The sequence below is a fragment of the Alishewanella longhuensis genome (assembly GCF_014653435.1).
Taxonomy (GTDB): Bacteria; Pseudomonadota; Gammaproteobacteria; order Enterobacterales; family Alteromonadaceae; genus Alishewanella; species Alishewanella longhuensis.
Window position 1 is genome coordinate 36,020 of record NZ_BNAO01000012.1, and the last position, 24,117, is coordinate 60,136.

Here is a 24,117-nt window from a genome sequence, read left to right on the forward strand (position 1 = left end):
GCAAGGTCTTGCTTTGGCGTTACACTAATCATAATGATCTAAAGCGGATATTTAGCTATGGTGCACTATGCTCCCTCTACATTAACGCAGGCCACGCTGCCTGATGCTCACCGAGCTTTATTCTTGGCAACATTGGCATTTGCTGCTTGTTTTTCGGTCTGGACGTTATACGCCGTAATGGGCATTCCGCTGCAGCAGCAACTTAACTTAAGCGCCACCGAGTACGGCATTTTGCTGGCCGCACCTATTTTCAGTGGTGCCCTGCTGCGGATCCCTTTTGGCATATTGGCGGACAGGATCAGCAGCCGCCGCTTATGGTTGTATCAAATGCTGGCAGTGCTCCCGGCCCTGTTACTGTTACCGCTGGTTAGCAGCTACAGCGGTTATTTGTGGTTGGGTCTGTGGTTTGGGATCAGTGGGGTATCTTTTACCTTTGGTGTGCGCTACGTCAGTTGCTGGTTTGCCTCCAGCCGTCAAGGCCGGGCGCTGGGTTTATTTGGGGTGGGCAATGCCGGTGTGGCAATTACTTTCGTGCTGGTACCACTGGCCATTCATGTACTTGGCTGGCAATGGGTTGGCCCGCTCTATGCCGCAGGCATGTTGTTGATCACCCTGTTATTTGCGTTGCTGTCACCCGCCGAGCCAGCCCAGGCTTACAATAACGCCCCAGCGCTTAGCCTGCGCCAATTAGCTGGTGATGCCAGGATCTGGCGCTTTTCGCTGTACTACTATTTTGTGTTTGGCAGCTTTTTAGCGCTGTTATTGTGGCTACCGCAATACTACATGCAGGCCTATGAGATGAGCGCGCAGCAAGCAATGGCTTTTACCTTGTTTTTTGTTACCACGTCATCAATGGTGCGGGCGCTGGGTGGCTGGTTCGCCGATCGCTACGGTGCGCGAGCAGTAAACTGGAGTGTGTTCTGGGTATGTATTGTTTGCCTGTTTTTTCTCAGTTATCCGCCCACTACCCTTATTGTTCATGGCCTGGAAAAAGACGTACAGCTGGAAATAGCCATTAATGTCTGGTGGTTTACCTTGTTGATCTTTGTGATAGGCGTAGCTCAGGGCTTTGGCCGCGCCAGTGTATATAAGGTTATCCATGATTATTATCCGCACCATATGGGCAGCGCCGGTGGTTTTGTGGCGGCAATTGGCGCCCTGGGCGGCTGTACCCTGCCAATATTATTTGGTTTGGCACAGGATGCACTTGGCATCGTTACCGGCTGTTTTATGATTTTATACGGCGTATTGGCACTTTGTATGATCACTATGTTTTTTGCCAATCAGGCGGCGCAATACCAACAAAAACTGGCTGCAGCACATGCAGCGAATTTTCTGTCAGACGAAGATAACCCTGTTTAAAATGAGGATAACTAATGCAAATTACCGACCTGGCAACTGAACAAAAGCTGTTGCCGTTGTTGCGCCAGGCCTTTCGGCCCATGTTTCTATTTGGCGCCGCTTTCAGTGCCCTTGCCATGCTACTGTGGGGGCTGGCGCTTTCTGGCCATATTCAGCTTAAGCCTTTTGCCAACATCCTGTTCTGGCATAGCCATGAAATGCTGTTTGGCTTTGTCTGTGCCATTATCATCGGTTTTTTGCTAACTGCGGTGCAAAACTGGACCGGTCTACGGGCGCCACATGGCAAAAGTCTGCTTTTTATCAGCCTGTTGTGGCTGGCTGGCCGCCTGCTGTTGCTGTTCGGTCAGGGCTTACCGGTATATCTGGTGGCAGCAATCGACCTAAGCTTTTTACCGGTTTGTGCCTACTTGCTGGCCAGGCCTCTCATTCAGGCAGGCCAGCATCGCAACTTGTTTTTTGTGCCGGTATTGCTACTTCTTACCACCTGTAATGCGCTGATGTATATCGGGGTTGCCACCAACAGCTATGAGCTAATCCAACTGGGCAGCCAAAATGCGGTCTGGTTAGTGGCCTTACTAATGGCCATTGTCGGTGGCCGGGTCTTACCAATGTTTACTGCCAATGGCACCCAAACCAAAAAAGTTGAACCGCTGTTGTGGCTGGATCGCGCTGCGCTCGGTTCACTGTGGCTGATCTTTGTGCTGCACTTTTTTGCGCTGACCAAATACCTGCCGCCGCTGGCGCTAAGTGGCCTATTTGCACTTAGCGCCACCTTAACTGCCCTGCGCTGTCTGCGCTGGAAAATTTGGATCACCATAAAAGTGCCACTGCTGTGGTCACTGCATCTGGCGTACTGGTGTATTCCAATTGGCCTGGCACTATACAGCGCCCGCTATGCTGGTGTTAATATCAGTAATAGCATAGCGTTACACGCACTTACCGCCGGCGCTATGGGCAGCATGATTTTAAGCATGATGGCGCGGGTGTCATTGGGCCACAGCGGCCGGATGCTAAAGCCGCATACCATTATGTCACTGGCATTTTTGCTGGTTCTGGCCGCTGCTGTCAGCCGCACCTTGCTGATTTGGCTCTGGCCAGCACAAACGATACAGTGGCTGTGGCTGGGCGTTGCTGGCTGGGTATTGGCTTACTTACTTTATATACTGATATATTTTCCGGTGCTTACCACCCCCAGGCCAGATGGCCGGCCTGGCTGAAAAGAGACTGCTAAAGCCATATTATTGAAGCAAGGTTGGAATCCCGGTAGCGCAGCCACAGAGTGTCTGAGCCCTGCCGCATGCATTAGGGCGACAAATTCGTCTGGAACGAATTTGAACAGCTTTAGCTGGCCGCAGGTGCCGGGCAGGACGCCCGGCATAGTTGCTGTGACGAGCATAGCGGGAGTTGCAACCGACGCTATGCCAACCTTGCCCGAGCATTCTTTGCATTACATTTACCAACTTACCTCTGAAGAGGTAAGCGTGCCGCGGCTTTGATTTGTATCAAGTAGCGTATTGCTATGGCCTCTACACTGAATAAATAGTCTGACCACACTATTTAACAAGGGAGCGCCTTATGAACACCGAAACTAACGATAAACCTTTAGTCTATTCCTGCTCTGGTTGCTCTAATGTCGCGCAGCTGGCCAATGATCTCGCCGTAGTGCTCGACCGCGAAGGCTCAGCGCAAATGTCTTGTATTGCCGGGGTGGGCGGTAAGGTTAAGCAATTGGTGAAGGTTGCCCAGTCTGGCCGGCCTATTTTAGCAGTAGACGGCTGCCCGCTTAACTGTGTAAAGCAAACCCTAGCGACAGTAGATGTCGTGCCCACCTGGCATATCGAGTTAACGTCTCTGGGCTATAAAAAACGCGACCATGAGAACTGTGATTTAGGTGATGCCTATAAACTGCTGCACATGGTACATAGCGATATCTTGCCGCAAGTGGCTAAGCCGGCACTACGGTAATCGCAGCAAGCATTAACCACAAACAGTGCAGCCAGCATCTTTGTTTAAACCAAACTGCCGCCACTGGCCTGTTAGCGCATCAAATAACTGCAGTTTGCCGTAAAGTGGCGTGCCGACACCACCAAGGATTTTTACTGCTTCCAGCGCCTGAACAGTGCCGACAATACCCACTACCGGGCTTAAAATACCGGCTTCCATACAAGTGAGTTGTTGCTCGCCAAACATTTGGCTAAGACAATGATAACAGGCGCTCTCACCTTGCATACTAAAACTGGCGACCTGGCCTTCAAAGCGGATAGCGGCCCCCGATACCAGCGGCACTTTGGCGTTAACGCAGGCGGCATTGATGGCATTGCGGGTGGCGAGGTTATCGGTGCAGTCCAGCACCAGTGAATACTGCAGTACCAGTGTTGCTAAATCGTCTGCACTTAACCGCAGCTGCAAAGCATGTATTGCAATTTCGGAATTTAACAAGCGCAAACTAGCCGCAGCTTGCTGTACTTTACTCTGCCCGATATCGGTTTCACGATACAAGATTTGACGTTGCAAGTTACTGCGGTCAATAGTGTCATCATCTACCAGGGTAACACTGCCGATACCACTGGCCACTAAATAAGGTGCGGCGGCACAACCCAACCCGCCCATCCCGACCACTAACACCGAGCTTGCCAGCAATGCCTCCTGGCCACGGAAATCCAGTGCCGGCAGCATTAACTGGCGGCTGTAACGCATCGCTTGCTCTGCACTTAGGGCTGGCGGGTTAGTCGGCTTTGTCATAATTATTATCCTCGGTAACGTGTTCGTGGCGGCGCCATAGCCACACTGCCACCAGCATTAAAAAACATGGCAACAGCAGTTTTAGCAATAACGGCGCGGCAGATAACTGCAACAACAGCACACTTAGCAGCATCATGCCAGTGGCCAGATATTTAGCGCGGCGCGGCACCACCCCGTTTTGGCGCCAGGCTAGGATGGGTGGGCCTAAATGCGGATGAGTTAACAAGCGTTGCTCCAGGGCCGGCCAACCTTTACCGGCCGACCAGGCGCTAACTAAAATAAAAGGTACAGTCGGCAAGCCCGGTAAGGGTATGCCTAATATGCCCAGTGCTAAGCTAATAAAAGCCAGCGCCCGCCACAACAACACCCGACTATAATGCCACATTATGTCCTTCACCCATTTATTTAAGACCCAGCCGTTGGGCCAGTTTATGCAGGTTGCTGGGATCCAGCTCAAGCTGCCGTGCGGCTAACGACCAGCTGCCATTATGCTGGCTTATAGCCTGTTGAATCATCTGTCGTTGCAGTTGGTTAACCGCCTGCTTTAACGGTATAGCGCTTAGTTGCAACACATCATTTGTTTCATTGTGCGTAATGGCTGCCGGCACAGTATCCAGATCAAGCAATACTGCCCCAAGAGTAACAATGTCAGTACGCGATGCGCCATGACTTAATGCTTTAATAGCTGCCCGGCTTATTACATGCTCCAGTTCCCGCACATTGCCCGGCCAGTCGTAACTTAACAACGCCAGCTCGGCGTCACTGGATAATCTGAGCGCCCGTAACCCCAACCGGCTGCGATTTAGTTCCAGAAAATGGCCGGCTAACAGCGGAATATCGTCTGGCCGCTCGCGCAAAGGCGGAATTGGCAATGGGTAAACCGATAACCGATGATACAAATCAGCCCGAAACTCGCCACATTTAACCTGTTGTTTCAAATCACGATTCGTTGCGGCAACCAGCCGCACATTTACCTGACGGGTTTTATCTGAACCCAGGCGCTGAATTTCACCGTCTTGTAGTACCCGCAACAATTTGGCTTGCACAGAAAGTGGCAGCTCGCCTACCTCATCTAAAAATAATGTTCCTCCGTCGGCGGCTTCAAAGCGGCCAGCTCGCTCGCTATGAGCCCCGGAAAAAGCACCTTTGTTATGCCCAAAAAGCTCACTCTCTGCCAGGTTTTCCGGCAATGCTGCGCAGTTAATATAAATCATCGGTTTTGTGGCTCGGGCTGAGCTACGGTGCAAATGACGGGCAAATAACTCCTTACCCACACCCGTTTCACCAAGCAACAAAACCGGGAGATCCGAGCTGGCTACTACCGTTAACTCCTGCAGAATTTGCTGCAAGGCTTTACTCTGGCCAATCAGCTCATAGCGTTGTTTGGCGGCAGGTTCATATTGCTGCTCGTCGGCATGATGATTGAGACGCAAAGCCCGGTTAGCTTGCTCCAGCTCCGTCATCCGTACAGCGGCTTCCACCAGCAAACTGTAGCGCTGAAGCTCGTATATCGCAGCCTGAGAAAAACTGCCTGCCTGCAACGCATCTAAGGTAATAACACCCCAACAGCGCCCCTCAATGTAAAGAGCAATACCCATACAATCGTGCACCGGCAGTGCCTGACCGGGTTGCTCGGCTAACAGGCCATCGTAAGGGTCGGGTAATTCAGACTCAGGCTCAAACCGGACGGGGTTGCGGCTGGCAAGAATGGCTGCCAGCCTGGGATGTTGCGCCACCACAAAGCGCCTGCCCTGAGCTTCGCGTACCAGACCATGCAGAGCCACAGGTTTAAGCACGTCATGCTCCAGTCTGAGCAGTCCTACAGCGCCACAACTAAAGTGGCTACGCAAGGTACTCACCAAACGCTGCAAGCGCACGGCCGCAGGTAAATCTGTTACCAAATCAGCAATTAAACTTTCTTCCAGCATGGTATTTTTTACCCTTGGGTAGATATTACCCTAAATTAACTGGGTGCAATTTACCACAGTGCATAATAAAGCTATATAAATCAAAGGAGGTAGTTTTGGCCTGACTCTTGCCCTTTTAAGCGTAGCGGCGTTGTAAATACGCACCTTAAATTGAACAAGCAGGAGTTAATATGTCTTTCACACATGTATCGTTTTTAGACCAGTCGCTGGGGCAGATTGCGACTACTATTGCCGGCGCCACGGCGGTATTTCATCAGTACAAACTGGATTTTTGTTGTGGCGGCCAGCACAGCCTGCGTGAAGCACTGGCTGCAAAAGAACTGGATGCAACGCCAATTCTCAGTGCACTTCAGCAATTACAACAACAAGAAGGCGAGATAACCGACTGGCGCAGCAAGCCTGTAAAGGAGCTTATCGAGCATATCTTGCAGCGTTTTCACCAGCGCCACCGTCTGCAACTGCCCGAGGTTATCCGACTGGCCCGGCGGGTAGAACATGTACATGCTAACGATCCAAATTGCCCAACAGGGCTAACACAACACCTGGAAGATATGTATCAGGAGCTGGAAAGCCATATGGTAAAAGAAGAGCAGATTCTGTTTCCGATGCTGGCAGGCGGCATTTATCCGACCGGGCCAATTAGTGTAATGGAAGAAGAGCACCTGCAGCACGGCGATGCTCTGGAAACACTGGATAAGCTAACCGATAACATTACTCTACCTGCTGGCGCCTGCAATACCTGGACCGCACTGTATTTAGCTTTACAGGAGCTGAAAGAAGACTTAATGCAGCATATTTTACTGGAAAACCAAATCTTATTTGTGCAGCCAAAAGCCAGTGCTCAAGATGATGATCGCCAAATGTGCTGTGGTAGTTGTCAATAACGCCTATTGCAATAGACGACTGACAAAAGGACTTTTACCTCGTTAAAGGTTTACAGCCGGGCGATGCTACTAAGCAGCGCCCACTTTAATTAAGCATATAGTATGCGGTTAACAGCGCTTATTTTTAACGCCGGTACCTCAATTAATTAAAAGATATAACGCACTGTCATCACTTTATTATCTGCGTCAGTTAAGCTAACCACGACTCTGGCACCATCCGGAATGTGCACACCTGTTGCGATAAGTTTACCTGCACCAGCCGCAACCAAGGCGGCTTCTGATCTTTCCCCCCCAGCCAGTATCATGATCTGGCCGGTTAATGCCGTTGTGTCAACAGGCTCACCATGATCATCTACATATAAGCTTATGCTGTCAGCTTCACGCACCAGTTCAAAATTCAGATCATATTTGCTGTGCAATACGCCACCGTGTTGCGGCTTAGCATCACTGTGACTCAGTGCTACCGGTGACACCAATGCCAAAGCGCCCATTATTGCCAATACCATTAATAACTGTTTTTTCATCATCATTGACCCTGTTTATAAATGACAAACTTGCTAAAGGCGTTGTCAAGATGCCCTTTAAAAAATCTTAGATAACCTCATCAGAGGCTTGTTGTAGCCATTGCTGTGTTGGCTTCTCGCCAAACAACCAATACAACAAGGGTGTTAATAAGGTATCCAGTAGCGTTGAGCTCAGCAGCCCGGCAAAAATCACCACCGCTACCGGGTGTAAAATTTCTTTGCCTGGCTGATCAGCGGCCCATAGTAATGGTATCAGCGCAAAAGCCGTCACCATAGACGTCATTAACACCGGCGCCAAACGCTCCTGTGCCCCACGTATCACCAAGTTGGTGCTAAAGACTTCTGCTTCATGCCGGCACAAATTCAAATAATGACTGATTTTTAAAATACCATTGCGTGCAGCAATACCGGTAAGGGTAATAAAGCCAACCACCGAGGCCACCGACAGTGGCGTGTTAGTCAGCCACATGGCCAGCACGGCACCGGTTAATGCCATGGGTAAACTGCACATAATAATACCGGCGAAAATCAGCGACTGGTAACGGATATACAACACCAGAAAAATCAGGCTGAAGGACAGCACAGACAACACCACTAATAGTTGCATGGCCTGCTCTTGCGCCAAAAACTGGCCTTCAATGCTGACAAAGCTGTCTGGCGGTAATGGCGTTTCATTGACGATAGTGCGCACCGCCGCCAGTAAGTCGCTCACATCCGCATGATCGCTATTGGCGTAAATGACAATACGCCGCAGCCCGTTTTCGCGGATAATCTGATTAGGGCCATCCTGCATGTCAATGTGTGCAATGGCAGACACCGGTATGGCACCAGCTGGCGAGTTTAATAACACCTTCGCCAGCTCAGTGGGGGTTCGCCGCTGCTCGGGTAAGCGCAAAATCAGTGGATAGCGTTTTACACCGTCAATAATGTCGCTGATATGGGCGCCGTCGGTCAGCATCGCCAGTTGCCGTAACGCCTCCCCCGGTGTCAAACCGTATTGGGCCAATTTTGCCTGCTGTAAGCGCACTGTTAACTGCGGAATAAGGACCTGCTGCTCTACGGTCACGTCTACCAGACCGGGCACCTGCAGCAGTTGCTGTCGCAACAGATCTGCACTCATACGCAGGTTATCCAAATCATCACCAAACACTTTTACCGCTAACTGTGCCCGCACCCCAGACAACAAATGATCCAAGCGGTGAGAAATAGGCTGACCTATCGCCACCTGAGCCGGCAGCACCGATAATGTCTGCCGGATGTCGGCCAGCACCTCATCGCGCGAGCGTGCTGATGCCCGTAAATCCACATCGATTTCAGAGGAGTGCACCCCTTCAGCATGCTCGTCCAGCTCTGCCCGCCCGGTTCGCCGGCCGACCTGATGCACTTCCGGGACTGTCATTAATAATGACTCAGCCAACTGCCCCATCTGGTTTGCTTGCGCTAAGGAAGTGCCAGGCTGAAACAATACCCCCAACACTAGCGAGCCCTCATTAAATGCCGGTAAAAAGGCCCTTGGTAACGCCACCACTGTTACGGCTATCAGCAGCATTAACGCCGAAGCGGCAGCGATCAGCAGCTTTGTTTTAGGCAAAGCCCAACCCAGCCAACACTGCTGCGCTCGTTTAAGCAGGCGCAGTAAAGCACTGTCGCCCTGCTCTAGTTGCTTCATCTTCGGCAGTAAGTAGTAACAGAGCACCGGCGTCAGCGTCATGGAGACTAATAAGGAGGCCAGAATCGCCACTATGTAAGCAATGCCCAGTGGTGAAAACAACCTGCCTTCAATGCCCGGTAAGGCAAACAGCGGCAAAAACACCAGCACCACAATAGCAGTGGCATAGACTATACCCGAGCGTACCTCGACACTGGCGTGCCATATCACCTGCAATACCGGCTGAGGTGCCACACTGTGCAGGTTTTGCTTTAAGCGGCGCAAAATGTTTTCGACATCGACCACCGAATCATCCACCAGCTCACCAATAGCAATGGCCAAGCCGCCCAGCGTCATTACGTTGATGGATAACCCCAACCACTGAAACACTAACATCGTTACCGCTAACGATAGCGGTATCGCCAGCAATGAAATCAGTGTTGTTCTGACAGATAACAAAAAGATAAACAGAATAAGCACCACCATAATGCTGCCATCACGCAGTGCTTCGGTTACATTAGCCACAGAAGCGGTAATAAAGTCTGCCTGGCGGAATAATACTTGTGGTGGCGCTAAGCCCGGCGGCAGCGCCGCGCTCATGTCACTCAAGGCTAGCTCGACGGCTGCAGTGAGCTGCACCGTATCAGCACCGGGTTGCTTTTGTACATTAAGAATTACCGCGGGCATAGCGTTAAAGCCAGCATCGCCACGCTTTACTGCAGCGGCGTAACTCACCTCAGCCACTTGTGCCAACCTTATCGGTACGCCTTCCTGCCAACTCACGGCCAGCTGACGCACATCATCCAGGCTTTGGGTGCGGCCAAGGTGGCGGATTAAGTATTCCCGATTGCCAAGATCAATAAAACCCCCGCCTTTATTGGCCGCAAAATCGGTTAATGTCTGCTGTACTTGCTCAAGGCTTACCCCCAGTTGGCGTAATTTAAGCGTATTTGGCTCTACCCGCAATTGGCGCACTTCCCCGCCAATGGCAATAACCTGAGACACGCCGGGCAGTGCCAACAAACGTGGCCTTAACACAAAATCGGCATAATCACGGGCCTGCATTGGTGTTGCCCCGCCATCGGCAGACAAGGGCAGTGCCAGCAACATAATTTCGCCCATAATAGAAGAAACCGGCCCCATGGTGGGCACCACCCCAGGCGGTAGCTGGGCATTGGCCAAACTTAGCCGCTCAGCGACGAGCTGACGGTTGCGGTAAATGTCGGTGTCCCAGTCAAACTCTACATACAAAATGGACAAACCAATGCCCGAGGTCGAGCGAATTCGCGTGACGCCAGTCACCCCGTTTAACATGTTTTCCAAAGGAAAGGTCACCAGTTGCTCCACCTCCTCCGGCGCCAGACCGCCCGCTTCGGTCAGTACGGTAATAACGGGTTTGTTTAAATCAGGGAACACATCCACCGGCAACCGTGGGGCTTGCCAAAGGCCGTAGCACAACATCAGCAACGCGCTGGCAATGACAAATATCCTATGCCGCAGGCTGGCACGAACCAAAGCAGTAAACATGATGATGGCTCCTTAGCGCACTTGATTAAGTAAGGAGGCGCCGTGTATTACCACGCGATTATCGTCCCCTAAGCCCTGCAAAATGAGCACTCGCTCAGGGTCTAATGGCATGTATTGTACTTGCTGTGGCAAAAAGCGCTCTGCTGACAGCTTTATCCATACCACTGGCATATTGGCGTTATTGCGCACTACCGCTTGCGCGGGCAATACAATGCCCTGCTGTTGTTGCTTGAGTTTGGCGCGAAGCCTTACCGGCTGTTCCAGGATAAGCGGCACCTTGGTTGCGCCAGCATGCATAACCGGCTCAAAATACAGCGGAATTTGGCCTTGTTTTAATCTTGCACCATAACCGGTAAAGCGCAGGCTAATGTCAGGTGCATGCTCAAGCACCGCCATATCAATGTCTGACAGCAAATGGGCGTTCACTGTGGCCGCTTCAATCATCAGTTGCGCCGGGTTAATAATTTCAAACAAGGTCGTGCCCGCCTGGACCCACTGGCCGCGACTGATATTGTCACTGTGCACAATGCCAGCCATCGGGGCCAGTAACACCTCAGGTTTTTCTAAGCCCTGCTGTAACAGCTGCTCTTGCTGTGTTAACCGTTGCAACTGTGTTTGCAACTGCTCCAGCTGTTGGGTTGGGGCTAAATCGCCTAATGCGGTTAAGCGCCGGATGTCCCTTTGCACTTGCTCAGCATCACTACGCAGGGCAATAAGCTCACTGTTTTGATTGGCCAGTTCATAAGCGCTATCCTGATAACGGATATAGCCCAGCACATCACCGGCTTGCACCACTTGCCCAGAAACCGGCAAACCATGAGGCCCGCTATCCAGCCTGCCATTACTGCTGGGTTGTACCACAGCTCGGCCGGAAGGATGATGCCGCACTACGCCGTCCAGTTGCACATACTTTTCGGTGATGCTGCTGTGCACCCACTGCGTTAAAATACCCAGCTGCTGCTGGGTTGCCATTGGCATCTGTACTGAACCATCGGCCTGGCGGCCAATAGCGTTGCCTTGTGTAGGCCTGGCCTCAGTTAGATGCTCACCATCAGGTCCATGTGCACCAGGCGCAGCGATAACCGCTAAACTGCTGGCAAGCACTAGGCCAGCCAGCGTTAATAGGCTGGTGAAACAACGTATTGTGCTATTCATTAAGTGAATCATTTGGTAGCTCCCCGACGGCCAAACAGCGCGCCTGCAACAAACATCAGCAGGCCAAAAGGCAAGCTCCACCAGGGAAAGTGACCATGATGATGGTGTGCTGTATCGGCATGATCTGTTGCAGAAAAGTCCAGGCTGGCGGTGAGTAAATCGGCATTATCGTCGCTGATAATGGTGAGGATCATTTCATGAGTGCCGGGTTGCTGCAACCTGTCCAGCAGGGCTGAGTCGTCAATAAGGTAATGATTTTTATCCGCTATATAGTGGGCACTGCTGCTCAGGTTAGCTGTTTCAAGTTCTATTTGTGCATTAGCCAGCGGGCGGTTGCTCTGATAATCATGCAGATGCAGCACCAACGCATGCGGCTGTAACTCACCGACCAATTCAAATAGCTCACTAAAGGCTTCAAAGCGTGGCAGCAGTGTCAGCTGTTGCTGACTATCAGTGGTGAGATGTTCACCATCAGGGCCATGCGCACCGGGTGCGGCATGCAGCAAAGGCGTGTTTAACGCAAAACACATCATCAGGTACGGCAGTAACGTACGCAAAAAACCAGCCATGGCAAATGGCTTGCAGGGAAGCAATGTCATATAAAGTCCAGAATATGAAGCACAATCAACAAAAACCGCTACGCATGCAGCGAGTTTAACCTGTTTAAAAAGGGTAGCTTCAGGCTCTGGGGGGAGGTGTTACACGGTGTAAAAAGGGGTCAGGCAAAGTTTGCATAAAACGGCTATCAGCCATGGTGTGTACCGGGCTGTCTTTTACTAAGTTGTGTTGCATTAAAGCCGCTGTGCTATGAATATCATGGGCTACGTGGTTACGGGCTTCGGCAGAAAATTCCAGGTGTATCTGTTCCGGGTGATCAGCATCGTGGGTATGTGGCTGCCCCCAAAAATGTAATGCGGCATGTTCAAATGAGAGGGCGCGTGGTGTTTCTACAGGCGATAAGGATACGCTCAGCGCTTGAAAGCTAAGAGTAAAAACAACCAAAAGTAATAAAAATTTACGAACCATCATTACCTTCTACCCGGATAAGGCAAATACCTTACCACGAAATAATAGCCGATATTCATATTTTTTGTTCAACATTTCATTACCATTAAAAATCTGCTGATTACAAGTCGTCCATCCTTGCGACTTGCCGTACTAATCTTTTTGTTTCATGCTCCTCCATATCAAGCAGTGCTTGCATCAGCTGCTTTGCTTCGGGAATGACTGCGGTATCCAGCAAAGTACGATACAACTCATTAATCTCTTCATGAAACTCAAAAACTTCCGCGTTAATCTCAGCAGCCGTCATCTTGGCGTAATGCTCGTCACAAACTAAATGTGTGGAAACGGGGTTATGGGGAATGTAATCATAAACAAGGGTATCGGCAGCTTTCGGATCCGCTTGCTGACTAAACTTAGCAACCATTTTTTCCATTGCAACTTCGTGCGACGCCAGATAGCCAAGCAACATGGACACACGCTCTTCAGCATGCCGTGGTGCGCAATGTGCCAAACAGGCCGCCAGCTTTTCATGCAACGCGCGAGTCCATTCAATCAATTCAGATAGTGTTTTAATTTGCATTATCTCTTGCTCCTTAGTAAATAAAAAGTGCTGTTGCTAGTTGTCCGGGTCCAACTTTATAACTCGCAACCGGAGCGCACTAACCATCACACTAAACTGGACGCTTTATGCAAACTAACCAGCTCTTGCCGTTAATGTTCATACCATCCGAACCACAAAGGCCCTCCCGGCAGGAGCACTGATACACAAGGGTTGGGGCTTTTTGCTTTAAGTACTCTACGGCATAGAAGACCACGCGATCCCAAAACTCATCAGGCAGTGTTCACGATTGCATATAAAGCCATTGCTCTTGTGCAGTATTGTATCGATAAACCTTAATCATAGTGCTTCGCCCTACAGTGTACTTAAACACGATCTTGCTAATAATCTATTCACCTGAACTGCAGATAGAGTGAACTTAAGCCATTACTGGGATAGACTGCTCGGCGCGGGACTTTATCTGTCAGTTCAAAAAGTTTCGTTTTCGACAGCATTTCTTCAACAGCTAACCGCATTTCAAGCCTGGCCAAAGAAGCGCCTTGGCAGATATGGACACCTTGGCCCCAAACTAAGGTCTCTTCATTATTTCGCTCAATCTTTAATTCATTTGACTTTGCAAATGCACGCGGATCACGATTACCGGCAATCCACATCAGGGCTATATGCTCACCCTTCGGTATAATCTTCCCTTGGATCTCAACTTCCTTAGTAGTAGTGCGTGGATTAGAAACAAGCGGACCATCCAGCCTTAAAATTTCTTCTATTGCTGCCGGGATTAACATTGAATCGCTTCGCAACTGATGTTGAAGCTCCAAGTTTTCAGCCAGATGCATAAAAAGAACGCTCAAGCTGGCTGAGACAGTGCCATGACCCGCAGTCCAGTTACGAAGTACACTTACAATTTGATCGTCGTCAAGTTCCACTCCATCAACTTTCGTGTTCATCAAATTATTTGTAGCATCCGTCTGCTCGAGAGGTGAAAGACGCCGCTTATTCAGGTTGGCTTTTACGTACTGGGAAAATTCATTTGCCAGGGTTTTGCCAGCAACCGAGTCTTTATCAAACGATGCTTGCAAGCTGCCTTGTACCCAGCTATCAAGATACTGCCACTGTTGTACTGGCCAACCCAGCAAGGCGCATAACGTTTTTAATGTAAAGGGGTTGGCGAAAGCAGTAACCATTTCAACCTCATCGCCTGTAAGCGCTGATTCTAGAAGCTCCGCAGCAATCTTTCTTGCCTTTGGTTCTAACCAGCTCATCTGTTCGCTTTCAAAATTAAGATCAAGTGCTTTGCGGTATTGGCCATGTTCTGGTAAATCCATTCCGTTCGGAATGGCCAGAAACTGCGATACATTGCTAAAGGTTTTCGGATCGGCAAGAACTGCAGTAATATCTTTATGGCGAAACAACGACCACCCCATAAATTCTGAGTGCGCAACCGGACAACGCTCCCGCATGTTATCGTAAGCTTGACGTTGGTCTTTTAAGTTCGAGGTGTCAAGCGGGTTCCAATCATTCTGCGATTCTGTTTTCATCTAAAACTCCTTGCTGTGGCATGGCTAAAATTGAAATAAAAGTGCGTAATGTATTGGCACAGATCAATATCAACTACTTTGTTGATTCGGCGACAGTTGCTAAATTTCACTTTCCTCCCGGACCGCCAATGTCATCTTAAGTGCGTCTCGCACAGTAGCCTCGTCATCTCTACCTACCCACGTTAAAACGCGATCAATCTTTTGATTGGCAATTGCCGCCTGCACATCTTTAATAACAGCACTAATCCCGCTGTCGCAGTGCGCAGCGGCTGAGCTGGATACAATAGTTGCGAACATAAATGAAGAAACAAGCACGGCTATTTTGGTAAGGGATTTATTGATTTTCATTTTGATCTCCTGAGCGTTGACTACCGGCATCGTTTTTCAAATGACCAACGCTTTAAATGTTGCTTGCATCCAGTCTAATAATTCAGAAAACATTAATCGGTGCGTTGGCAAACATAAGCAAGTTAACCGCAACAGCGGCTACAGAACTGTTCAGGTTTAGCGGCATCAACACCATAGCCCACCTCCTTTACAGCAGCTTTAAATTGCTCGACTGATACCATTTTCTTGTCATATTGCACCTCGACCACACCAGCCGAGATCGTCACGGTGACATCACTGGCTCCCGGGGCTGCCTTCAGGGCGTTCGGGACCTTGCCAGCGCTACCGCCACATCACTGCCGTCGGCGTAAAAGTAGACACCGCCGCCCCGCTACCCTAGCGTGCATCAAAGAGAACGGTGCGACTGATGAGCAAACGGATGTTACTTGTGGCGGACTGTACCTTGCTTCAGATGAGTCTAAATTCATAGCAGGTACCGAGTTGGTGATTGATATCGGCTATACCGCTCGTTAAAAAATGACCCAACAATCAATTGGCTCTGTCAAAAATGAAGTGTTATCTGAAACGACTTTTTATTCGCCCTGCAAGGTCACTACCAGTCTTCTGCTACCCGCATGATTACGGTGCTCTGCTAAATAGATGCCCTGCCAAGTGCCTAAACACAAGTTGCCATCGGTAATGGGGATACTGACACTGCTGCCAAGCAAGCTGCTTTTGATATGTGCGGGCAGGTCGTCACTGCCCTCACAGGTGTGGGTATAATAAGGCTCGTTTTCAGGTACAGCTTGATTAAAAAACTGCTCGAAATCTTGCCGCACAGTCGGATCGGCATTTTCATTAATCGTTAGCGAAGCAGAACTATGTTTAATAAAAATATGGCAGATCCCCACCGAAAATTGTTCAAGCTGTGGCAATTGGCGCAGTACTTCATCGGTAATGAGGTGAAAACCACGCTTTCGGGCCTGTAATGACAGCTCTTTTTGCAACCACATCGCCATTTCCTTTTATTTTAACCATTCAAACCTAACACAATAGCCAGTGTACATATGTGCAGTGCTAGCGCATTACAGCACACAAAGACTTATTTAGTTTTTAAGGGTAAATATTTGCTCTACCCTATTGGTGTCGCCCAGCAGCGACAGAGTAGTAAAGTGAAATTCCAGCAGCCGGTATCCCAGACGCGCGCCATTTACCAGGCCTTCGTCTTTTAAATATTCCAATGAAAGATGTGAAATTTGCTCTGTGCGTATAGCAGCCTGTGCCCGCCTAATTATTCCAAATGATGGTACTAATACCACTAGCCACCGTTGCATATATTCACCTCTCCATGCATTGCGGGCTTTGGGGTAACCGTTAATAGCGCCAAATATACCGATCGCCACAAATTAGATAAACAGGCTTTACCTTTTTATGTTAGGCGGCTTTAGTAAGTCACGGGCCAAAACTGGTAGCAGACCTACAGTAAGAAATTTGGCGGTAACAATAATAAATGCCGCCATTGCCATGATGTAAACAGATAACGTAAAACTCGTCATATATGGTGCTAGCCCCACGCTTTTGCGCAGTGCAATTTGCACCAAATAGGCACACTTTGCTGCGACAATGATTAACTATATTGTTGTTATGCAATTAAATGAATGTAAAAAAGAGCAGCGTTGTTGCTAAAGCATTAAGTCAACCTGTGGCATAGAGATATAACTGCCCTGAGAGAAGTTTATACCCAACCGTCGTACATGCTGCTGGATCGCTTCGTTGTGAACAAACTCTGCGACCGTAGTCATGTTCAAACTGTTGGCGAAATGCACTATACCCTGTGTAACCTTAAGCGCAACAAAGTCTTGATCCAAATTACGAATGAGGCTGCCATCGATCTTGATAATATCCACCTTCATCCGCAACAGATGTTCAAAGTTAGAGTAACCAGTACCAAAATCGTCTATTGCAATCCGGCAACCTCTACTCTTAACCTCGTCAATAAACCGTTTCACCCCGTGATAATTTTCAATGCTTTCCGATTCCAGAATTTCAAAAATCACTTGTGGGCCGATAGCTGTCTCATCCAGTTTTTGACTAATAAAAGCTGTCAGGTTTTCATCAAGTAAATCGGCATAAGACAGATTGATGGAAAATTCCAAATCTGTGCCTGCAAATTTTTTAAAGGATTTTTCCACCATCACCATGGTGAGTTGCCGATCTAAACGAACCTTGCGTGCTACATCAAGAAACTGGCCTGGATTTGCAATCTGACCGTTATCTAATTGCATTCTGACCAAACATTCGTACTTACTCACTCGATTGTTTGCGTTATCATAAATTGGTTGAAAGTAGGGAATAATCCGATCATCCCGCAACGCCTCTTTCACATAGCCAGCCCACAGCAAGTTGTATTGGTAGATTTCTTCGATATGTTGATCTGGCTGATAGATACCAAAACCTTTTTGCTGCTGCCTCGCCTGCTGCAATGCGAACTCGGCTCTGGTGATCAAACTGTTGGGATGGTCTTGCCCGTTGACATCTTGTACTACTGCCCCCAGAGTCATACGTACCGGAATTTCTTGCAGCTGCCAAGACAGGTGTTGCGTATCCAGCATCTGCTGAATGTGCTGTAGAAACAGTATCAAATGCTCTGACGATAAAGGATGTGTAACAATAGCAAACTCGTCAGCGGCCAACCGATACAAACTAGCCTCGCCAAATGACTGTCTATCTATACCATTGTTAAGGCGCCCAGCTATGCTTTGCAGCACATAATCACCACAAGCGTAACCAAACAAGCCGTTTACTTCCTTGAAGTCATCCAGATTTACCAGCACCAAGCTTACCCTGTCACCTTTGGAAAGGTCCAATAAAAGACGGGCCCGATTAGGGAGGTTAGTCAGTTCATCCTTGTAAGATGCCTGTAATTGTCGCATTACGCCTAAAGTCCAGCGCAATAACAATGCAGATAATCCCACCATAAAAAGTGTACTAAACCATAAAATCTGCATATTACGGGTGCGGATAGGTCGCAGCACGGCGTCAATTTCGTCTCTCGGTACACCAATACCAAACAACATTCCCGCGTTACTCGCCGCATAGGACAAGTCGTATTGCCGCCCTTCTACCGTCAATTGCTCTTTAATAACAGTAGGGCGCTGAACGCTCAAACCTCCGGATAGCGAGTTAAAATTCAATTTATCGATCAAACGAGATTGTTGAATATGTAGCATAATCTCATCGACCTGTTCCATATCCTCTATGTTACTCAGGCCTGACAATATGCTGTTATTACGATCAATCAGGTAGGCAAAAGTATTAGGAGTTACTTGTACTTGGCTCACCAGATTAATGATCTGCTCAGCATGCCAATCGGTACTGACTATACCTATCTGTGCCCCGTCTTTATCTAAAATGGGCTTTACTAAGGTCATGACAGCCGCATTAGATAAGGAGTTAAAATAGGCGGAGGTCAGGTAAGTTGCATTAGGGTCTTGCTGGTTAGTTCTGGTTTGATACTGCTCGAACCACGGCTGATAACGATAATTAATACCATCACGCCCGGTCAGCAATGTTAGTTTGCTGTGCTGTGCTGAGTCCCGGTATACATAACTGGTAAGAGACACTGCATTGCTCCCTGGCGTCGAGTCAAACCAAACTCCAACCCCAAAAGCCTTTGGAAACCCGACAAGTTTGCCTTTAATAGCAGGCCCCAGTTCTGCCTGTACCCGCGTATTACCCACTCTATGTAGTGAATGAAACGCCTGAGCAAACAAGGCCAAATCGTCTGTATAGCGTTCTAGTAAGTGCTGCTGACTATTAAGTCGATCCAGATTCGCATAGAAAGAGTCCTCTAATTGCTCTTCTCTCAATTCCGAGATAACTTTTTCTGAAAAGGTGAGATTTAAGCGGGAAATCACCAGCATACAACTAATAAACAATGCAATCAGCAGTAGCAACAGCAAGAAAATCGCTTGTTTAGATTGATTGAGTTGTTTCAGGTAAGCCATCTGCCAATGACTTTTAAACCACAACGTCAGCGTTAAAAACATTCTATTGAAGTTCATTAGTCAGCGTGCTCCAACTGCCGCAGCACCTTATCCTTAGCCAACGACAATAACTTCAGATCTATCGCCTGCTGACTAAGGTGAAGTAACCTTATACGAGCTTGATTACTTCCTCGCATATTAGCAAAATCGTACCAAACCATAGCCTCATATAGATCGGCAGGCCCAGCTAAGCCTTTTTCACTCATGTCTCCCAGATAATATTGCGCCGTTGCATTCTCCTGTCTAGCCGCTTTCAGCAACCAGGCTCTTGCTTGCGGCAAATCCCCTCCAGCATTATTTATCAGTAAAAGGCCTAGGGCTATTTGGGCCTGGGCCAGCCCATGCTCAGCCGCAAACTGGTAACTCAATCGGGCGGCCGTTAAATCTTTTTCCCCCAGATGGCCATTTGCATGTAGCTCACCTAACACCCAATGCGCCTCTGGTAATGATTCTGCCGCAACTTCCGCCCAATACCGTGCTTTTGGATAGTTCCGCTGTGCGTTGCTTATTATCGCCATATTTAACTGCCCGCGCGGATCCCCTTTTGCAGCGGCTTGCTCACATGGCACAAGCGCAGCACTATAGTTGCGTAAATTGGTTAACAAATAACAATCTCCGTATTCAGCAACCGTAAGCTGCCTGGCGAAATCTTCCACTTCGTCAGGGCAAGAGAATCGATACCCTGCCTGAAACCGCTGTAACATTTGGACAGTTTTGGGTTGTTGCTGATAGCTGCTTGCTACCTTCTGACAACGATTTATCCTTTCGTCTCTGAGTGCTTGCAGATATCTAGCACGCGACGCATCTTGTTGATGAAGCTGAAGATAGCGCGTGATCGGGTCGATATAAGGTTGAGCGAGCAAAGCTGCCACTTCTTGTTCTAACAAAAGGCCTTGATTTTCTAATGGGTGATCTGCATTTTTTTGCGAGTTAATAGCGGTGCTACAACCTATAAGCTGAAATACCAGAATACAAAGAATAACTGCCCTATACATACTATTCTCCACAGCACCTAATTATGCCTACTAATCAGTATAGCGGCTAAACACCTGATCTGAGAAAAATGTGTGGTGCAGTAAAACGTTACCGAAACGTTTACTAACTGACTATTTATAGTCAGTTATAGGCGGCATTAGGTAACTTTTTGCTGCACCGCATATTCTGGCTTTAAATACTCTTGTGAACTCACGATATTAGCTAAGATGGTTACCGCAGTGCCAATATCCACATAGCGTAAATACAACGGCGTAAACCCTAAACGTAAAATATTGGGGGCCCGAAAATCAGCAATAACGCCACGCTGAATCAGTGCCTGGCATAGTGCATAAGCGTGAGGATGCTGGTAAGCCAGTTGGCTGCCTCTGGCGCTTGGTTGCAGCGGCGTGATTAACTGCAGGTCAGCTAAACAGGGTTGCATTGTAACTAAATGATGGAAACAATGACTGAGCGCCAGCGACTTATAGCGCACTTGCTGCATATCTATATTATCAAATACCGTTAACGCGGCGTCTAAAACGCTCATCGCTATAATGGCAGGAGTTCCGGTAAGAAATTGCGCTATGCCGGGCGCTTTTTGATAATCGGTTGCAAAGCTAAAGGGTGCATTGTGCCCCATCCAACCGGTTAACGGCTGGGTTAAACGATCATGATGACGGGTGGCGGCATACAAAAAAGCAGGCGCACCTGGCCCACCATTAAGATATTTATAACCGCAACCTACGGCAAAATCGACGTGGCACGCATCAAGCTCAATCGGCAATGCGCCAGCACTGTGCGCCAAATCCCAAATAACTAAGACACCTTGCTCATGTGCTCGCTGAGTCAGGCGTTGTATATCGAGTAACCGGCCACTGCGAAAATCGACTTGCGTCAGCAGTAATACAGCAATCTCTGTGGTGATAGCTTGCTCAAGCGCATGATTATCCGGGCTGTCGTCAACTAACACTAACTGACAATATTGCTCACCCAATAAGCTTGCTAAGCCCTGCACCATATAAAGATCTGTAGGAAAGTTACCCGCTTGCGACAGTATTTTGGTACGCCCCGGCTGCATAAGCATGGCGCAGCTTAATATTTTAAATAAATTCACCGAGGTAGAATCACAACAAATCACCTGACCTGGCGCGGCACCTAATAATGGTGCTATTTTTTCACCCACCTTATGCGGTAAATCAATCCATTGATGGCTATTCCAACTTTTAATCAAATCTCGCGACCATTGCTCGTTTAGCACCTGATGTGCTCTTAATGCCGCCACGCGTGGCATAGCGCCTAACGAGTTACCATCCAGATACAGCGTGTTGTCTGGTAAAAAAAACGCATCACGTTTACTGGCCAATGGATCTGTGGCATCCAGTAAGGCCAAAGTCGTTTTAGTTAGATCGGGTAACATCGTCATCGGAGGGCTCACTTGGCGATTAACGCCTGCACTGTTATTAAAAAATGTTGAAATGCTTCGGTTTTGGGATGGATCCAATCAAAGTGCCCAGCGTCATCCAGCAGTTGCATAGGCAGGCCACTATCTGTTGCCTGAGATAGGGGCACGATGGTATCAGCTCGGCCATGAAGCAATAGTGTTGTAGGGTGTGATGGCTGTTGCGACGGACTTGCCTCTTGATATTTTCCAGCGAGATCAGGGTAGTTTCCGCCCATAAATTGACGAGTCGCCCGCTGACAGCCTGTTGCATCACTTTGATAGCTGGAAAGATCAGTAATAGCCGCAAGACCAATAACACCTTTAACCGGCTTTAATAATGGCGTGCCTTGCTGATTTTGTTTGGTATGCAGATAGGACTCCCCTGCCGCCAATAACGCTAAATGCCCACCCGCTGAGTGCCCGGCTAACACCACTTGTTTTAGATCAACAGAATAATCTTGCAACACTGTTTGCGCATGCGCTATTCCGGCTAAGACATCATCATAACTGCCGGGCCATCCTCCACCAGCATCGCCTACCCGACGGTATTCTATAGACCAAACCGCAATACCAGCGGCGGCTACCGCTTCACTAAATGCCTGAGTATGCTGAATATCAAAGACATTAAGCCAGCAGCCGCCATGAATAAATACCAAAAGTGGAACTTGTTGATTCGAAGATGTCTTGTTTAATTTAGGTAAATACAACTGGCCAAATTGCAGTGAATTTTCACCATACTGAAGTGTTACGCCGCTACCTGAACTAGGTAATTCCAGTATACTGTTGTAACTGACTTGTCGCAGCCGTTCAACCGCCGTCTTTTCAGGTGTCTCCTGACTATAACGGTTAGTACAAGCTGTTAACAGTATGCAGAACACTAACAAATAAAATGGCGTTAATTTGCGCATTAAGACGTTATACCTTCATTCGCTTGGCTGCGGGACTTTGTACTGAAGCTAAACTAAACCAATATCCGATCCAAGCCCTTTGCGCTGTAAAGCCAAATTAGCACTGCCAATATCATTAGGAGTTTATATGAATACACCTTACACGCCACCCCACATATGGCAATGGGGGCTGCAAATGGCGGCATCCCATTGCGAATATAAATCGCCCGATAGCGGCTGCCACGCATGACAAATTATTACGCGTAGGCACACAGCCGTTGCAATTGTACTCTTTGGCCACACCAAACGGTGTAAAGGTTACTATTTTATTAGAGGAGCTACTTGAATTCAGTATTACAGATGCAGAATATGATGCTTGGTTAGTCAGTATCAACGATGGAAATCAATTTAGTAGCCGTTTTGTCGGGCTTAATCCCAATTCAAAAATACCGGCATTAATCGATACCACAAATAATGTCAGAATATTTGAGTCAGGTTCGATTTTATTCTACCCAGCCGAAAAATTTGCTGCATTTTACCCTCATCGCGAGCAAAACGAACCGAGGTAGTGAACTGGCTATTTTGGCAAATGGACAGGGCGCCATTTTTAGGTGGCGGTTGTGAGCATTTTTATGCTTATGCGCCAGAAAAATATGAATATCGTATCAATCGTTATGCAATGGAAGTAAAGCGACAACTTGATGTGTTAGATAAACAGCTAGCATGCAATGAGTTTATTGCCGACTTGACCGCCGACAAGGCTTGAGGACTATTTTTCTAGCAGCTGGTTCTCAGCATAGATGCCACTCGTTCAGCAATTTCTTGCGGCTCAAAATTCGCCAACTCAGCAAAAGAGCCTATCCCTATTTCCTCAAACCGTTTAACGACTGTAGGCCCAACGCCCTTCACTTCGAGCAGTGCAGTTTTTTCTGCTTCACTAAATGCCATGGCCGATTTCCTTAAACCTCATAATGCTCCAATAAAATTGCTGAGATTGCTAACTTATATTGAGTTTACTCTTCTTTATCGCTATTTTTTCTGTTCATGATTACCGCTCCCACCACCAAAAGATAATGCTAGCGGCTCTGCCTTTTTGCTCGGTTGGGTAAGCAGGTAAAGCAGCAAAAGCAAACCGGCCACGGGAACCAGGCAGATAAGTTGCCACCAAGGACTAAGTCCGGCATCGCGCAGGCGCCGGGTACAGGCCGCAAGCCACGGCAGCAACACCGCCAACGCCATAATCTGCAGCGGCAGCGGACCGAGGAGCTCAGCAAGCAATTTTGCAAAAGCCAACATCACGGCCACAGCAAGGGCAAACCACCAGAAATCGGCGCGTTGGGTGGTGCCGGTAAATTCCAGGCCAGCAAGTACACCTTCGCGCATTGCCTTAAGAGCGGGTTGGCCGGACGTCGGCTCACGCAGCAGCAAGCTATCGGCTGGCACCTCAAGCACAGCTGCCAGTGCCCGCAAAGACTCATTCGAAATTTTCGCGCCAGCTTCGAGGCGTTGAATGGTGCGCAGATTCAAACCTGTCAGTACGGCCAATTGCTCCTGCGACCATTGCCGGGCAAG

General features: G+C 48.6%; 23 protein-coding genes and 3 pseudogenes. 5 read left to right on the top strand and 21 right to left on the bottom strand.

The genetic code is table 11. The features are described from left to right. Positions 1-57: 57 nt before the first annotated feature. From IE163_RS17040 to IE163_RS17050, 3 genes are all read left to right on the top strand, one after another. The gene (locus IE163_RS17040) at positions 58-1,362 is read left to right on the top strand and encodes an MFS transporter (protein ID WP_189434222.1); all 1,305 of its coding nucleotides are present in this window, start codon (positions 58-60) and stop codon (positions 1,360-1,362) included. Positions 1,363-1,376: 14 nt separating this feature from the next. Continuing rightward, positions 1,377-2,579, top strand: coding sequence for an NnrS family protein (locus IE163_RS17045; protein ID WP_189434223.1), 1,203 nt, complete (start codon positions 1,377-1,379; stop codon positions 2,577-2,579). A 358-nt stretch (positions 2,580-2,937) separates the two neighbouring features. After that, positions 2,938-3,327 carry a putative zinc-binding protein gene (locus IE163_RS17050; protein WP_189434224.1) on the top strand — a complete coding sequence of 130 codons (390 nt, stop codon included), beginning with the start codon at positions 2,938-2,940 and terminating at the stop codon, positions 3,325-3,327. Between the two features lie 12 nt (positions 3,328-3,339). Here IE163_RS17050 and moeB read toward each other — a convergent pair whose 3' ends face one another. From moeB to norR, 3 genes are read right to left on the bottom strand one after another with little or no spacing between them, the layout of a single operon-like run. Next, entirely contained in the window at positions 3,340-4,104 is a 765-nt protein-coding gene (gene moeB, locus IE163_RS17055) for a molybdopterin-synthase adenylyltransferase MoeB (protein WP_189434225.1), read from the bottom strand. Further along, positions 4,088-4,489 carry a YbaN family protein gene (locus tag IE163_RS17060; protein WP_189434226.1) on the bottom strand — a complete coding sequence of 134 codons (402 nt, stop codon included), beginning with the start codon at positions 4,487-4,489 and terminating at the stop codon, positions 4,088-4,090. The genes moeB and IE163_RS17060 overlap by 17 nt, the downstream gene beginning before the upstream one ends. Before the next feature lie 16 nt (positions 4,490-4,505). Beyond that, entirely contained in the window at positions 4,506-6,032 is a 1,527-nt protein-coding gene (gene norR / locus IE163_RS17065; RefSeq protein ID WP_189434227.1) for a nitric oxide reductase transcriptional regulator NorR, read from the bottom strand. Between the two features lie 170 nt (positions 6,033-6,202). On the opposite strand from norR, the gene ytfE reads away from it, so the two are divergent. Beyond that, positions 6,203-6,916: an iron-sulfur cluster repair protein YtfE gene (ytfE, locus tag IE163_RS17070; RefSeq protein WP_189434228.1), complete on the top strand. Its 714-nt coding sequence runs from the start codon at positions 6,203-6,205 to the stop codon at positions 6,914-6,916. A gap of 146 nt (positions 6,917-7,062) precedes the next feature. Here the strand turns inward: ytfE and IE163_RS17075 are convergent, their stop codons facing one another. From IE163_RS17075 to IE163_RS17150, 16 genes and pseudogenes are all read right to left on the bottom strand, one after another. Continuing rightward, complete coding sequence (locus tag IE163_RS17075; RefSeq protein WP_229833633.1) at positions 7,063-7,446, bottom strand: hypothetical protein; 384 nt, start codon at positions 7,444-7,446, stop codon at positions 7,063-7,065. Positions 7,447-7,507: 61 nt separating this feature from the next. Then, the gene (locus IE163_RS17080) at positions 7,508-10,615 is read right to left on the bottom strand and encodes an efflux RND transporter permease subunit (RefSeq protein ID WP_189434229.1); all 3,108 of its coding nucleotides are present in this window, start codon (positions 10,613-10,615) and stop codon (positions 7,508-7,510) included. A gap of 12 nt (positions 10,616-10,627) precedes the next feature. Then, positions 10,628-11,770 carry an efflux RND transporter periplasmic adaptor subunit gene (locus tag IE163_RS17085; RefSeq protein WP_189434231.1) on the bottom strand — a complete coding sequence of 381 codons (1,143 nt, stop codon included), beginning with the start codon at positions 11,768-11,770 and terminating at the stop codon, positions 10,628-10,630. A gap of 8 nt (positions 11,771-11,778) precedes the next feature. After that, positions 11,779-12,369, bottom strand: a complete 591-nt coding sequence (locus IE163_RS17090) for a hypothetical protein (protein WP_229833634.1) — start codon at positions 12,367-12,369, stop codon at positions 11,779-11,781. A gap of 79 nt (positions 12,370-12,448) precedes the next feature. After that, a complete protein-coding gene (locus tag IE163_RS17095; protein ID WP_229833635.1) occupies positions 12,449-12,799 on the bottom strand; it encodes a hypothetical protein in 351 nt (116 codons plus the stop codon). Between the two features lie 97 nt (positions 12,800-12,896). Continuing rightward, positions 12,897-13,355, bottom strand: coding sequence for an ATPase (locus IE163_RS17100; protein ID WP_189434234.1), 459 nt, complete (start codon positions 13,353-13,355; stop codon positions 12,897-12,899). Positions 13,356-13,446: 91 nt separating this feature from the next. Then, positions 13,447-13,590, bottom strand: coding sequence for a 2Fe-2S iron-sulfur cluster-binding protein (locus tag IE163_RS17895; protein ID WP_268248637.1), 144 nt, complete (start codon positions 13,588-13,590; stop codon positions 13,447-13,449). A gap of 136 nt (positions 13,591-13,726) precedes the next feature. Beyond that, positions 13,727-14,869: a cytochrome P450 gene (locus IE163_RS17110; protein ID WP_189434236.1), complete on the bottom strand. Its 1,143-nt coding sequence runs from the start codon at positions 14,867-14,869 to the stop codon at positions 13,727-13,729. A gap of 99 nt (positions 14,870-14,968) precedes the next feature. Further along, complete coding sequence (locus IE163_RS17115; protein ID WP_189434238.1) at positions 14,969-15,217, bottom strand: DUF6448 family protein; 249 nt, start codon at positions 15,215-15,217, stop codon at positions 14,969-14,971. 122 nt (positions 15,218-15,339) lie between these two features. Continuing rightward, a pseudogene (locus IE163_RS18025) lies at positions 15,340-15,537 on the bottom strand (heavy-metal-associated domain-containing protein); the annotation flags it as partial. 252 nt (positions 15,538-15,789) lie between these two features. Beyond that, entirely contained in the window at positions 15,790-16,209 is a 420-nt protein-coding gene (locus tag IE163_RS17125) for a secondary thiamine-phosphate synthase enzyme YjbQ (RefSeq protein ID WP_189434240.1), read from the bottom strand. A 93-nt stretch (positions 16,210-16,302) separates the two neighbouring features. Continuing rightward, the gene (locus IE163_RS17130) at positions 16,303-16,530 is read right to left on the bottom strand and encodes a hypothetical protein (RefSeq protein ID WP_189434242.1); all 228 of its coding nucleotides are present in this window, start codon (positions 16,528-16,530) and stop codon (positions 16,303-16,305) included. 348 nt (positions 16,531-16,878) lie between these two features. Further along, positions 16,879-19,260, bottom strand: coding sequence for an EAL domain-containing protein (locus tag IE163_RS17135; RefSeq protein WP_189434244.1), 2,382 nt, complete (start codon positions 19,258-19,260; stop codon positions 16,879-16,881). Beyond that, positions 19,260-20,237, bottom strand: a complete 978-nt coding sequence (locus IE163_RS17140; RefSeq protein WP_189434246.1) for a tetratricopeptide repeat protein — start codon at positions 20,235-20,237, stop codon at positions 19,260-19,262. The genes IE163_RS17135 and IE163_RS17140 overlap by 1 nt, the downstream gene beginning before the upstream one ends. Positions 20,238-20,374: 137 nt before the next feature. Beyond that, positions 20,375-21,640 carry a kynureninase gene (gene kynU / locus IE163_RS17145; protein WP_229833636.1) on the bottom strand — a complete coding sequence of 422 codons (1,266 nt, stop codon included), beginning with the start codon at positions 21,638-21,640 and terminating at the stop codon, positions 20,375-20,377. An 8-nt stretch (positions 21,641-21,648) separates the two neighbouring features. Further along, positions 21,649-22,566: an alpha/beta hydrolase gene (locus IE163_RS17150; protein WP_189434248.1), complete on the bottom strand. Its 918-nt coding sequence runs from the start codon at positions 22,564-22,566 to the stop codon at positions 21,649-21,651. A gap of 127 nt (positions 22,567-22,693) precedes the next feature. Between IE163_RS17150 and IE163_RS17155 the strand changes: the two are divergent. After that, positions 22,694-23,287 (top strand): annotated as a pseudogene (locus IE163_RS17155) (glutathione S-transferase family protein); the annotation flags it as partial. 38 nt (positions 23,288-23,325) lie between these two features. Here IE163_RS17155 and IE163_RS17160 read toward each other — a convergent pair. Then, positions 23,326-23,493, bottom strand: a pseudogene (locus IE163_RS17160) (helix-hairpin-helix domain-containing protein); the annotation flags it as partial. A gap of 81 nt (positions 23,494-23,574) precedes the next feature. Beyond that, a partial coding sequence (locus IE163_RS17165) for a DUF805 domain-containing protein (protein ID WP_189434250.1) occupies positions 23,575-24,117 on the bottom strand: 543 nt, incomplete at its 5' end.